Raw genomic sequence first — 12,773 nt, forward strand, 5'->3', positions numbered from 1 at the left:
ACAATAACTGCCATATCAAAAACTTTTAAGCCTACTTAAGTATCGGTTAAAAGTTCAGGTTACTAACAGCCAATTATTAATAAAAAAGCCTAAAAGCAACAAACCCCTGAAAAAAACAGGGGTTTGTCATTAGCCTGAGCCCGGTTATACCGGGCTCTTGACAAATACATATTACTCGGTTTGGGTGATTTTAGCAGCGGTATTGTCATCCGTTTTGCCTCGGTCACCTTGAACCCAATTAAAGGCTTTTTCTTTTAACTTCACAAACTTTTTAGAACCTCGTTCTAACTTGGCCTCCCATTCAGGGTTCGGCTCCTGACCTTCTGTCACTTTAAAAAACACCTGCATTAAAGCGGTCATGGCAAAAGGATCAATTAACGCGGCTTTCAAGCCCCAAGCCGTGACCACAGCCAAAGCAAACGGCCAAAAACCACCTTCATAGCCACCAAAGCTCATTAAAGCCGCCAATGGTGCAAATACCACAATCAATACCAGTAACGCCATAATCCATGTCATAACAGTGAGAAATAAGGCGTTTTTCAAAAAGGTTTTGTAGTTTTGCGCATACAAAACCAACGCTTTACGAGAGTCTTCCCATGGGTTGGTCGAATTGTTGCGGATGTAATAAGCCAAAATCACTTCGTCCACATAAGTTAACGACATGGTTACCACGGCATTAACAAATTTCACCAAAGGCTGAGGGATAAACGGCAAAAACATCATGACCCCGGAAAAAATTCGGGTAAAGGTTTTCAGCACACCTTTGATCAACTGATCCACACCAAACAATACCGAAGACTCTGTAAATCGGTCTTTAACCACTTGTTGCGCGTATTTAACCTGACTCTGTCCTTCGGGCATTGGTTGATTGTCTAAGTGTTTAACAATCACAGCGATATGACCGGCTTTCACTAAATACAGCAAGTATTCACGAAAAAAATACAAGACGCCACTAACCAAAGCAAAACCACCGAACATCCCATAAAAAACACCAGTTTCGGGGCTGTCACCGACTTTACCGACTAAATATCCAATGCCACCACCTGTACCAGTGACCGCAATATAAGCAACGGTAATGCCCATATAGATCAAAAAACGAAATAAAACAAATTCTTTGGTTTTAAATAAAGTGGACATCACCTGTCCAAATTTAAAATCAATCATAAAAACCTCATTAACAACACTTAAAGACCTGGCAAGATTGATTGCACCGACGGTCATTTAAAATTAAACGATTGGCCTTATCCCTACAGCGTTTTTTAAAGTTGCCAACAGTTGTTTGGCAGACTGTCTGGCTTTGGCCGCCCCTTTTTGTAATTCTTGTTCAATCTTAGCAGGATTGGCCATCAAATCCTCATAATTTTGCCGAGCTTGTTGCAATTCTGTGTTCAAAGTCTCAAAAATAATTTGTTTTGCTGTTCCCCAAGCAATACCATCTCGATAAGCTTGACGCATTTCAGACACCTGTTGTTCGTTAGCAAAGGCTTTGTAAATATCCATTAAGGCTGAGTCATCGGGGTCTTTGGGTTCACCCGGCTCCAAAGAATTGGTCTTAATTTTCATAATGTGTTTACGGAGCTTTTTCTCCGGCAACCACAGTGGAATGGTGTTGTTATAACTTTTACTCATTTTGCGACCATCGAGTCCAGGCAAAACCGAAACATTGTCTTGTACCATCGCCTTGGGCATAACAAAATGCTCACCAAAATGATGGTTAAAACGGGCACCAATATCCCGTGCCATTTCCAAATGCTGAATTTGGTCTTTTCCCACCGGCACTTCATCAGCATTAAACATCAAGATATCCGCGGCCATCAATATCGGATAGCTGAACAAACCCATGGTAATACCTTTATCCGGATCATCGCTATCTTGTTCCATATTTTCCGCGACTTGCGCTTTATAGGCATGGGCACGATTCATTAAACCTTTGGCCGTCATACACGTCAGCAACCATGTCAATTCAGAAATTTCAGGTATGTCAGATTGACGGTAGAAAACCGCCTTATCGGTATCTAACCCCAATGCCAACCAAGTGGCAGCAATTTCACGTGTTGATTGGGCAATCCGCTCCGGTTCCCAACACTTGATAAGGGCATGCAAATCTGCCAGAAAGAAAAAACTGGTGATGTCTTGATCTTGGCTGCGACGAATGGCAGGCTTAATGGCACCAACATAATTGCCTAAATGTGGCGTACCGGTTGTGGTGATACCAGTTAATACAGTGGTCATGGATAATTCAATTCTTTATAAAAAGTCTATTGTATTCAACTGTATTGACTAAATACAATAACAAGCCTTTATTTCATAGAATTACTTATGATTAAAACTGTTTTATTAATATTAATTTTTTCTACATTGTCTTTTTCATCCAAAGCTTTAGCAGATAACGAGGCCGAACAAGCTGCCAAAGATGGCTTACAAGCAGTGACGATTTTTGTGGATATTTCTCGATTTAGCCGAAAAAACCGCGCGGCAAAGAAAATGACAAAGCTACATCGGGAATTTGCGCAGTTTGGATATGCTTTGCTGGCTGTTAATGTCTATACCGAAAATGGTGATTTAGAAGGGTTCTTTGTCAGTTACCAAAAACGCACCACAACACCGTCTCTAAACTGAGAAATAGCGAGTCAAATTCACCATAAATAGTGGCCTTTGTGACAGCCATCATCATAAACTTATACACAATTTGTGGTGTCGATGTAAAAACAAGAATTTAATCAACTATCATTAGACTTCTGATTACAAAGACTAAGTAAGATACTGATAAATATATTAATTTTTATTTGGGCTGTTTTTAACCATTCTGTTCAAAGTCTTATGACAAGGAGATGAGATGACAAAATTTAACGGTTATGCACAACCTTATCCACAGCTTTTGTGGATAACCGACTAAAGTACTTTAATCAGAAAAACAGTGGTCACCCATTGGTTAAATCAATGACTGCAATCTGGCCAATAATTGCTGAGTTGGTATCATTTTATCGGCCGTTGTTTCATAACTAAATACCCACAAAGAACCATCCAATTTACCCATATAATATTCACTGTATGCCAGCAAAGAATCTTTTTGGTAAACCACATTAAAAATCTTATAGTCTGAATGAGATTTAAATTGACTGTCGCTTAAACGGTAACGGTGGCGTATATTGTGATAAAGATTAAGGGCATAAGAAAAAGCATCCTTATTTAATGTGGCTACAGTATCTCGAAAATAAGTCACTGAAATTCGTGATGTCGGCTGTTTAAAATTCGGGGCCTTTTCTTGTCCTGACATATTGATTTTCAATTGCCAGCCGTGATTATTTGGAATTAATTCTGAAGAAACCTTATGTGATTGAACAACCTCAATAAATGCTTGAGGTGAAATGGCGTCACTCGGATGATGCTTGGCTTGAGAAAAACTTTGCGGCCGGGGCTGCGTATGGAGAGGCTTTGGTTGGGTTGTCTGCTTTTGAACGGGTTTATTATCGGTTTTTGCAATAACTAACCGCGTGGCGGCACAAGAACGATCTTGAATAACCACAGTGCCATCGCTTGACTGACAATGGTAAAGTTTTTTGGCAATAACATGAATTGGGTTCAAAGCCATCAGTATAACGAGAGATAACAGTATTGCTGATGGCTGAGTATTCACGTTAAAACGGTAAGCCACCGCCACCGGGTAATTTACCACCTAACTTTTGCATCATTTTCATCATGCCTTTACCCTTAAATTTACGCATCATTTTTTGCATTTGATTGTATTGTTTCAAAAGCTTCGAGACATCTTGAATTTGTGTACCGGAACCGTTAGCAATACGGCGTTTACGTGAACCTTTAATCAACTGTGGATAACGCTTTTCCTTGATTGTCATAGAATTCATAACAGCCAACATTTGATTGGTGTGTTTGTCGCTGGCTTGGTTTTTAACTGCATCGGGTAATTGTCCCATGCCAGGCAGTTTATCTAACATGGAACTCATACCGCCCATGTTTTGCATTTGTAATAACTGTTCCTGAAAATCCTCTAAGGTGAATTTATTTCCGGTTTGTACTTTTTTTGCGAATTTTTCAGCTTTTTTCTTATCAATCTTTCGTTCAGCTTCTTCGACCAGAGACAGTACATCACCCATGCCCAAAATACTTGAGGCAATCCGATCCGGATGAAAAGGCTCTAAGGCCTCCATTTTTTCACCCACACCTTGGAATTTGATGGGTTTTCCGGTGATGGTTTTAACTGACAGTGCCGCACCGCCTCTGGCGTCCCCATCCACCTTGGTCAGAATCACACCGGTTAAGTCCAATACATCAGAAAAGGCCTTGGCAGTATTGGCGGCATCTTGACCGGTCATGGCATCAACCACAAACAGTGTTTCTGTTGGTTTTAAACTGTCCTGCAAGGCTTTAATCTCTTGCATCATGGACTCATCGACTGCCAATCGTCCGGCAGTATCAACAATTAACACATCAAAAAATCCTTTTTTAGCCGCGTCCAAAGCACTCTGACCAATGCTAACAGGGTCATCAATCACCGATGAGGGATGCACACTGACGCCAATTTGCTCTCCAACCGTCTGTAATTGCTCAATCGCAGCGGGTCGATAAACGTCAGCAGAGACCATCATGACTTTCTTTTGTTGACGTTCAGTCAGGTATTTTGCCAGTTTTCCGGAGGTGGTGGTTTTACCGGCACCTTGTAAACCTGCCATTAATATGACAACCGGAGGTTGGGCATTGAAATTAATACCCTGGGTTTCTTCACCCAAAACCCGCTCAAGTTCTTCTTGAACTACCTTAACCATCATCTGGGCCGGTTTAACACTGCTTAAAACTTCTTGACCCAGAGCCCGCTGTTTGACGTCATCGATAAATGACTTAACCACAGGCAGCGCGACATCTGCTTCCAGTAAAGCCACCCGAATTTCGCGTAAAATATCCTTAATATTATCTTCAGTAAGGCTTGCCTGGCCTCGAATTTTCTTAATGCTTAGTGTCAGCCGATCTGTAAGATTGTCAAACATGAACTGATTATCCTGTTGGTAAATAATGAACATGCTATTATAATGGCTTCATCTCCAAAGATAAATGAGACCATCAACAAATATCGTCTCCCAATACCATGACAAGTCTTTTTATTGCCACCGCAGCAGCCCATTTGATTGCTTTGCTGACTGTCAAAAACTACCGTGTATCCATACTGCTTTTACTATTGGCCAGTCTTTTTCAGACTGTGCTTACAGGCTACTTATTGCTCAACGAAACCGGTTGGACATTCAATGCGCAAAATGCCTGCCTGGTGGTCAGTTGGTTGGCTAATATCATTGTTCTTGTCGGTCGATTTAGACTAAAAACATTGCGTGTGTTATTACACCTTATCGCCATTGTGGTTACGCTCTGGATCTATCTGATGCCATTGCCGGATTTCTCGAAACCCTATGCCCTATTCATTGACCTACACATTACTTTATCCATACTGGCTTATAGTTTTTTATTTGTGTCATCTTTGGTGGCCATCAATTTAGCTTTACAAATTCGGCGTTTAAAGAAAAATGCATTTGTGAGCCCGGATTTAAGTTTAAACAGCTTATTAAAAAATGAAGAAAAACTATTTATTTTAATTGTTATTGGCTGGCTGTTTTTAGGTTTATCTTTATTATCAGGTGCCATTTTTATTGATAACTTTTTTGGCAATCAAATGGGCCACAAAATTGTTTTTTCAATTTTGGCATGGATTATGTTTTCGGTTTTGATTGCCGGTCGCATGCTCAAAGGCTGGCGTGGAAAAAAAGCCATAAAACTAAATTTAATAGCGATGGCCTTATTAATGATTGGCTTTTTAGGTAGTTATTTAGTCATCGACTACATACTGTAATGCTGGCAGCGCTCACCACAGGCCAATTGATTGGTATTATTGTCGGTTTATTGTTGTTATCGGCTTTCTTTTCCAGTGCCGAAACCGGCCTCATGGCTTTAAATAGAATCAAGCTCAAAAATGATGCCAAACATAACAAAGGTGCCTTATTAGCACACCGTTTACTTCAAAAGCCCGATCGCTTAATTGGCATAATTTTAATCGGCAATAATTTTATCAATATTTTGGCCACGGCATTAACCACATTGTTGGCGATAAAAGTGGCCGGCGAACAAGGCATCGTTATTGGTACAGCGATATTAACGGTTGCCATTTTAATATTTGCGGAAATAACACCCAAAACTTATGCCGCCATTCATCCTGAACGCATCGGCTATCCGGCGGCTTATGTATTAACACCTTTACTGAAAATTTTCTGGCCTTTGGTTTGGCTGATAAATCTATTCACCAACAGTATTTTACGGTTATTGGGGGTGCCCGCAGAAGTGGCCGAAAAGGCCTTATCCCGGGAAGAGCTGAAAACTTTGGTGATTGAAAATGACATGCTAAATCCCGATGTGCATCAAAAAATGATGATAAACGTCATGAATCTGGAGCACATAAAAAATGAAGACGTGATGGTACCTCGTAACGAAATCCAAGCCATCAATATCAACGATGACTGGGATATCATTGAACGTAAAATTGTCGGTACGTATTTAACACGAATGCCTGTGTATCAAGGCAGTATCGATCATGTCATTGGCATTTTACATATCCGCACAATTTTAACCATGCTGAAAAACAGCAGTTTAAACAAATCCAAATTAAAAAGTGTATTGCGAAAACCCTACTTTGTACCCGAAACAGCGCACCTCTCAGGACAGTTACGTGAATTTCAAAGCAAAGAACGCAGAATGGGTTTAGTGGTCGATGAATATGGCGATTTAGTGGGACTCATCACCCTAGATGATATTTTAGAGCAGATTGTTGGTCGATTCACGTCTCAATTCGGTGATCGCGGCATACAAATTATTCAAAAAAGTGAGCATCAATACGTGGTCAAAGGACGCATAGCTATTCGCTTTTTAAACCGCCGCTTACACTGGGACTTACCCACTGATGATGCCACCACAATTAATGGACTTATTACCGAAACCATTAAAGATTTACCAACGCCAAATTTAGAACTAACCATCGATCAATATCGCATGACCATCTTGGAGGTCAGTGAAGATAATATCATTAACACCGTTTTGATCGAACGCATCATCGATCACTCGCCTGATTGAATCAGGATACTGAGCGTTGCCCACCAAAAACAACAAAACCAACCAGAGCCAGAAATAGTAACAGCGCAAATAAAGCCAATAACACTAAATTCACAGAATAGGACATCAAATAACCACCCACGGCACCACCCACAAACGCCCCCATAAACTGAGCGGTCGAATAAGCACCCATGGCAGCACCTCGGTATTTTTCAGTGGCTATTTTAGAGAGCAATGCCGGCATCGAGGCCTCTAAGTAATTAAATAAACCAAAATAAACAGTCAAACTCAACACAATCACTAACCAGGTTTTCAAACCCAGTTGTAAAAGTAAAAAGTTAATAGCCAATAATAAAAATGTCAGTAACATTAAACGCACATGATTCTTGCGTTTTTCTTGCCAAAAAATTAACGGTATCATAATAAATAAAGATGCCACCATCACCGGTAGATATAACTGCCAATGATTGGTTACCGGCCAATCAAAATAATTAACCAAAACCACCGGTAACACTAAAAACAAAGCAGACATACTGGCGTGAATGGCAAACACACCCATATCTAACAGCAACAATTGCTTTTCACGGATACTTTGCAATACCTCTATGAATCGATAATCCCGCTCAATACGCTTCTCGGGTTCATGCACCATAAAAACAAGCACCACTAATGCCATACCGGCTAAAATGGCTGTCATCCAAAACAAACCACTCAAACCATACATACTTGCTAATAAAGGCCCGGTAATAAAAGCCAGCATAAAAGAAAAGCCAATACCAACACCGACAATGGCCATCATCTTACTGCGCTGTTCCGGTTTCGAAACATCAGCAATTAGCGCCATTCCTGTAGCGGCAATGGCGCCCATTCCTTGTACCGCACGGCCTATAATGATGGTGGTGATATCTGTAGCCAAAGCCGCAATCACCGAACCAATTAAGAATAAACTCAAACCCAAAGCAATGACATTTTTTCGACCCCAAATATCAGACAAAAACCCCATCGGTATTTGCAAGAATGCCTGAGTCAAACCATAAACACCAATCGCCAAACCCATTAAAAATGGCGTCGACCCGCTGATGTCTTGGGCATAAACAGAAAATACCGGTAAGATAAGAAACAAGCCATACATGCGTAAAGCAATCATAAATGCAATTGCAAAGGTAATGCGCAATTGGTTATTTTGAGGGGATTTAGTCATGGCTGTGCATTTTACCTGTTAAGGTTTAAATTGACCACATCTTAAATCGCTAATGAACCCGCTAAATTTGATGTAAACCAATACCATTCATTTAAGCCAAATTTCTCAATACGATGATAATTCCATGATTTTTAAACTGAAGCCCAAATCAGCTGTTTATCAGACTACCGGTTGATTATAATAACGCTTCTTTTATTAAAATTAACCCACAATGAATGAAGAAGTGATGAGAATTGAGGATGTCTTACATTTAACCAATGCTGACATGCAGCAAGTTAATCAACATTTAACAAGCCAACTTAATTCACAAGTGGTTTTAATCAATCAAATCGCTCATTACATTATTAATAATGGCGGTAAGCGACTCCGTCCGGTCATAATGATGCTTCTGGCCAAAGCCCTCGACTATAAAGGCAAACAACACATCAATTTAGCAGCGGTGGTGGAAATGATTCACACAGCCACCTTGTTGCATGATGATGTGGTGGACGAATCAGATATGCGACGTGGTGAAAAAACTTCTCATGAGATCTGGGGCAATGCAGCCAGTGTTTTAGTGGGTGATTTTTTATATTCAAAATCATTTAGAATGATGGTAACTGCTGACAGCATGGAAGTGATGGCCGTCATGTCAAAAGCCACCAACACAATTTCCGAAGGTGAAGTGCAACAACTGTTAAATATTGGTAACCAGTCGCTCACTGAAAAAGATTACTATCAAATCATTGCCAATAAAACCGCCAAATTATTCGAAGCTGCCTGTGAATTAGTGGCCATCATTAGCGAAGTCAATAGCAATCATCGACAGAAACTGGCCCAGTATGGATTATTATTAGGTACAGCATTTCAGATTGCCGATGACGTTTTAGATTACACCGCCGACGACGATGCTTTGGGGAAAAATATTGGTGATGATTTTAATGAAGGCAAGTTGACCTTACCACTGATATATATTCTAAATAAAGGCCCAGAACAGCACAAACAAAGTGTATCAGATGCCTTAAATAACCCGTCAGAAACAGACTTTATGTCACTGCGGCAATTAGTCAATAACTCAGGTGCGATTGAATACACCTTGCAGCAGGCGAAATTAAAAGCTGAACAAGCCAAAACATGCTTATCTGCTCTACCTGATAGCAAAGCAAAACAAGCCCTACAATTTCTCTGCGATTATACCTGGCAGCGTAACATATGAATCTCGTCATCAACCGTATTTTTAAAACGAACCAAGTAGCGTGAGCCCGTCGAAGGCGCTGTATCGACTTATAAAGATATCAAAGGACAAGTGGCAGATAACTGAAGTTAAGGATATGGCTTTTCCATGCCTTAATAACAAATATAACAGCTTTAAAATTTAACAGTGCTTGAAAAATACTGAAAAACGAACTCATAAAATCTGTATCCTGAGCTCAGTCATCAGTACTCTGAACCTGTGACCGTCTCAAAATTCATCTGCAATGCAAATATCCCTAAGTTTAAAATTATAATCCAGTACACACTGAGTGCCCATAAAACCAAGGGCTTAGGGCAAATTCGGAGGTGAAGACGCCTAGAGGACGTCGGTGTGCGACGTTAGATTGGACTCGGTAGTGGCCCCAAGGCGCAGAAGGATTTTGAAGGCGTGAGCAGACGAATAGTCCGTAAGCGTCTCAAAATTCATCTGCAACGCAGAGATTAATACTCAAATCTGGAGCTGAGGGAAGATTTGGGGGTAAAAGACGCTTGCATGGACGTAAGTGTGCAACGTGAGCAGGACGCGGAAGTTGCCAAGGCGCAGAGGAATTATGAAGGGGTGATCGGACGAATAGTCCGTAAGCGTCTCAGAATGACTCTGCAACGCACTTGGTAGTAATGTTTCTTTTTAGAACTTCTGATTACACTCACAATTGGAGCTGAGAGCAAATTTGGAGGTGGAGATTAAGACGCAGAAGGATTTTGAAGGCGGGAGCGGACGATCAGTCCGTGACCGTCTCAAAATTCATCTGCAACGCAGAGATTAATACTCAAATCTGGAGCTGAGGGAAGATTTGGGGGTAAAAGCCAAGGCGCAGAGGGATTATGAAGGCGTGAGCGGACGAATAGTCCGTGAGCGTCTCAGAATGACTCTGCAACGCAGGATTTTGCCCTCAAATATTTCCTCAGTGGCGTCCCCTAGGGGACTCGAACCCCTGTTGCCGCCGTGAAAGGGCGGAGTCCTAGGCCACTAGACGAAGGGGACACAAGAACATTTCCGATTTATACTGTATTTAACTAACCCATCGGCAAGATTAGAAAAATGGCGTCCCCTAGGGGACTCGAACCCCTGTTGCCGCCGTGAAAGGGCGGAGTCCTAGGCCACTAGACGAAGGGGACCACGGACATTTCATCAGATAAAATGCGTTAAAACTCTTTGTTGGTGGAGCTATGCGGGATCGAACCGCAGACCTCAACGCTGCCAGCGTTGCGCTCTCCCAGCTGAGCTATAGCCCCACAAAGAGGTTGCGTATTATCATCATTTATCAAATGATAGTCAATCAAAATTAACAGGTTTTTTTGGTTTTTATTATTCACCGCGGTAGATGCAGCCGGAGGTACATGTTTCACATACTTCAACTTGCGACAGTTGAGGTAACTGTGGTTTTAACTTCTGCCAAATCCATTGCACCAGATGCTCACTGGTTGGATTCTCAAGACCTTCAACATGATTTAAGCACTGATGATCAAGTTCATCAAACAATGGCTTATAAGCGGCTTTAATATCGGCAAAGTCAACAATCCAGCCGCTGTTCGCTCCAGGCTCTCCTGTCACTGTAATAATGACCTTAAATGAATGACCATGTAAACGCCCACACTTATGCCCATCTGGAACGTTGGGTAACCAGTGCGCGGACTCCAAATAAAATTCTTTATAGATATCCATTTATTTTTTCTTCTTAACGTATAACACCATTTTGTGATCAATTAATTCATAACCGTGGTCATCGGCAATTTTTTCTTGGCGTTTTTCCAACTGAGCGTCATAGAACTCCACCACTTTACCGGTATCAATATCAATCATGTGATCATGGTGTTCACCGGTGTCAATTTCAAAGACAGCCTGATTTTCTTCAAACTGATGCTTAATCACTAAACCGGCTGTTTCAAACTGATTTAACACCCGGTATATGGTGGCCAAACCCAAATCCTGATCAGCCAATCTCATCTCAGTAAACAAATCTTCTGCCGTGTAGTGCTTACCCTTATTTGCGGTCAAGAACTCTAAAATTTGAAGCCTCGGTAAAGTCACTTTCAAACCAGCTTCTTTAATTTCGTTTTTAGCCATGATAATTATTAACTGTTATTTAATTGAATTTATTGTATCATTTGCCACACAATTTTGGACATTAATACCCATGAAAATGACAACCGTAAAAATTATTTTATCTGCCATTCTTCTTAGTTTAGCTTTATCCGCTTGTTATAAAACACCAATTCAGCAAGGAAATATTCTAAAACAAGAAGAAATCAACGAAGTTAAACCCGGCATGACCAAAAAGCAAGTCGCCATCATATTGGGAACTCCGGCAATTGCTGATCCTTTCAATCAAGACCGCTGGGATTATATCAACACCTCTAAAGTAAAAGGCAAGTTTAAAAAACTAAAAAAACTCACTTTGTATTTTGAAGATGATGAATTGATCAGAACAGAAGGCAACTATTTTCCAGAAACTGAAGAAGACGGTTAATTATTTTTTTGTTCCTGATTTTTTAAGGCTTTTTCCCGTCTTTTTGCTTTAGGATCTGCAATTAAAGGTCGGTAAATTTCAATGCGATCACCATTTTTTAATACATAGTCCAAGGGCTTAACTTGGCTAAAGATGCCCACTTTGTTTTTTGATAAGTCAATGTCGGGGAATTGAATTAATACGCCGGATTGATTAATTGCTTGCTCTATGGTGGCACCAGATTCGATCGACAGTGTAATCAACTCTTGTTGTTCAGGTGTTGCATAAATCAGCTCAATATTAAGCATAGACATCTCCTGCTCGTTTAACAAAGTCACTCACCAACTGTGAAGCCACTTGATCAAAACCTCTGGAAAACAAACGACCAATAAATTTAGATTTGATTTCATAAGACAGCTGTAATTGAACCTTAGAACCTAATTCAGACAATTGCATAAATCGCCAATGGCCTTGTAAGTTTTTAAAAGGCCCTTTTGACAAAGTCATGGCCACTGCCAAAAACTCGGCTTCATCAATCAGGGTATTAATGGTGCTAAAGTCCACGCGCACACCCTTAATATTGACCTGCATACCCGCTTCATAGCCACTGGCAAATGAGTTTAAAATATAGCCATGCTCACACCATTTTAAAAATTCAGGATAAGCGGGCACATTATTAACCAATTGCCGCATATCATGGGCTGTGTACGGTACAATGGCAGATTTTATAATCTCAGTCATTTTGCTTGAAATCACCTTATGGAATCATTATTTAGGTAAAATAA

The 12,773-nt window shown here is 40.6% G+C and carries 13 protein-coding genes, 3 tRNA genes and 1 pseudogene; 5 read left to right on the forward strand and 12 right to left on the reverse strand.

What is annotated here, in order from left to right:
• Positions 1–171: 171 nt before the first annotated feature.
• Both OS173_RS04220 and OS173_RS04225 read right to left on the reverse strand, forming a co-directional pair.
• Positions 172–1,164 carry a hypothetical protein gene (locus OS173_RS04220; RefSeq protein ID WP_267183034.1) on the reverse strand — a complete coding sequence of 331 codons (993 nt, stop codon included), beginning with the start codon at positions 1,162–1,164 and terminating at the stop codon, positions 172–174.
• A 69-nt stretch (positions 1,165–1,233) separates the two neighbouring features.
• Positions 1,234–2,232, reverse strand: a pseudogene (locus OS173_RS04225) (tryptophan--tRNA ligase); the annotation flags it as partial.
• 87 nt (positions 2,233–2,319) lie between these two features.
• Here OS173_RS04225 and OS173_RS04230 point away from each other — a divergent pair.
• A complete protein-coding gene (locus tag OS173_RS04230) occupies positions 2,320–2,619 on the forward strand; it encodes a hypothetical protein (protein ID WP_267183036.1) in 300 nt (99 codons plus the stop codon).
• A gap of 313 nt (positions 2,620–2,932) precedes the next feature.
• On the opposite strand, the gene OS173_RS04235 is transcribed toward OS173_RS04230, so the two are convergent.
• Complete coding sequence (locus tag OS173_RS04235) at positions 2,933–3,637, reverse strand: hypothetical protein (protein WP_267183037.1); 705 nt, start codon at positions 3,635–3,637, stop codon at positions 2,933–2,935.
• Position 3,638: 1 nt separating this feature from the next.
• Positions 3,639–5,003 (reverse strand): signal recognition particle protein, encoded by a 1,365-nt coding sequence (gene ffh / locus OS173_RS04240; RefSeq protein ID WP_267183038.1) that lies wholly within the window; start codon positions 5,001–5,003, stop codon positions 3,639–3,641.
• A gap of 98 nt (positions 5,004–5,101) precedes the next feature.
• On the opposite strand from ffh, the gene OS173_RS04245 reads away from it, so the two are divergent.
• Positions 5,102–5,854, forward strand: a complete 753-nt coding sequence (locus tag OS173_RS04245; RefSeq protein ID WP_267183039.1) for a cytochrome C assembly family protein — start codon at positions 5,102–5,104, stop codon at positions 5,852–5,854.
• Positions 5,854–7,125 carry an HlyC/CorC family transporter gene (locus OS173_RS04250; protein ID WP_267183040.1) on the forward strand — a complete coding sequence of 424 codons (1,272 nt, stop codon included), beginning with the start codon at positions 5,854–5,856 and terminating at the stop codon, positions 7,123–7,125. The genes OS173_RS04245 and OS173_RS04250 overlap by 1 nt, the downstream gene beginning before the upstream one ends.
• Before the next feature lies 1 nt (position 7,126).
• Here OS173_RS04250 and OS173_RS04255 read toward each other — a convergent pair whose 3' ends face one another.
• Complete coding sequence (locus OS173_RS04255; RefSeq protein WP_267183041.1) at positions 7,127–8,305, reverse strand: MFS transporter; 1,179 nt, start codon at positions 8,303–8,305, stop codon at positions 7,127–7,129.
• A 211-nt stretch (positions 8,306–8,516) separates the two neighbouring features.
• On the opposite strand from OS173_RS04255, the gene OS173_RS04260 reads away from it, so the two are divergent.
• Positions 8,517–9,500, forward strand: coding sequence for a polyprenyl synthetase family protein (locus OS173_RS04260; protein WP_267183042.1), 984 nt, complete (start codon positions 8,517–8,519; stop codon positions 9,498–9,500).
• A 947-nt stretch (positions 9,501–10,447) separates the two neighbouring features.
• On the opposite strand, the gene OS173_RS04265 is transcribed toward OS173_RS04260, so the two are convergent.
• From OS173_RS04265 to fur, 5 genes are all read right to left on the reverse strand, one after another.
• A tRNA-Glu gene (locus tag OS173_RS04265) sits at positions 10,448–10,523 on the reverse strand.
• 58 nt (positions 10,524–10,581) lie between these two features.
• Positions 10,582–10,657: transfer RNA gene (locus tag OS173_RS04270), tRNA-Glu, on the reverse strand.
• Positions 10,658–10,698: 41 nt separating this feature from the next.
• Positions 10,699–10,774, reverse strand: a tRNA-Ala gene (locus OS173_RS04275).
• A gap of 73 nt (positions 10,775–10,847) precedes the next feature.
• Complete coding sequence (gene queD, locus OS173_RS04280; protein ID WP_267183043.1) at positions 10,848–11,204, reverse strand: 6-carboxytetrahydropterin synthase QueD; 357 nt, start codon at positions 11,202–11,204, stop codon at positions 10,848–10,850.
• Positions 11,205–11,606 carry a ferric iron uptake transcriptional regulator gene (gene fur, locus OS173_RS04285; protein WP_267183044.1) on the reverse strand — a complete coding sequence of 134 codons (402 nt, stop codon included), beginning with the start codon at positions 11,604–11,606 and terminating at the stop codon, positions 11,205–11,207. It lies immediately after the preceding gene.
• A gap of 70 nt (positions 11,607–11,676) precedes the next feature.
• Between fur and OS173_RS04290 the strand changes: the two genes are divergently transcribed.
• A complete protein-coding gene (locus OS173_RS04290) occupies positions 11,677–12,009 on the forward strand; it encodes an outer membrane protein assembly factor BamE (RefSeq protein WP_267183045.1) in 333 nt (110 codons plus the stop codon).
• Here OS173_RS04290 and OS173_RS04295 read toward each other — a convergent pair.
• The gene (locus tag OS173_RS04295; protein ID WP_267183046.1) at positions 12,006–12,296 is read right to left on the reverse strand and encodes an RnfH family protein; all 291 of its coding nucleotides are present in this window, start codon (positions 12,294–12,296) and stop codon (positions 12,006–12,008) included. The genes OS173_RS04290 and OS173_RS04295 overlap by 4 nt on opposite strands.
• Entirely contained in the window at positions 12,289–12,729 is a 441-nt protein-coding gene (locus OS173_RS04300) for a type II toxin-antitoxin system RatA family toxin (protein WP_267183047.1), read from the reverse strand. The genes OS173_RS04295 and OS173_RS04300 overlap by 8 nt, the downstream gene beginning before the upstream one ends.
• Positions 12,730–12,773: the final 44 nt, after the last annotated feature.

Origin of the sequence: Marinicella gelatinilytica, from assembly GCF_026410405.1 — a bacterium.
Lineage (GTDB): Bacteria > Pseudomonadota > Gammaproteobacteria > Xanthomonadales > Marinicellaceae > Marinicella > Marinicella gelatinilytica.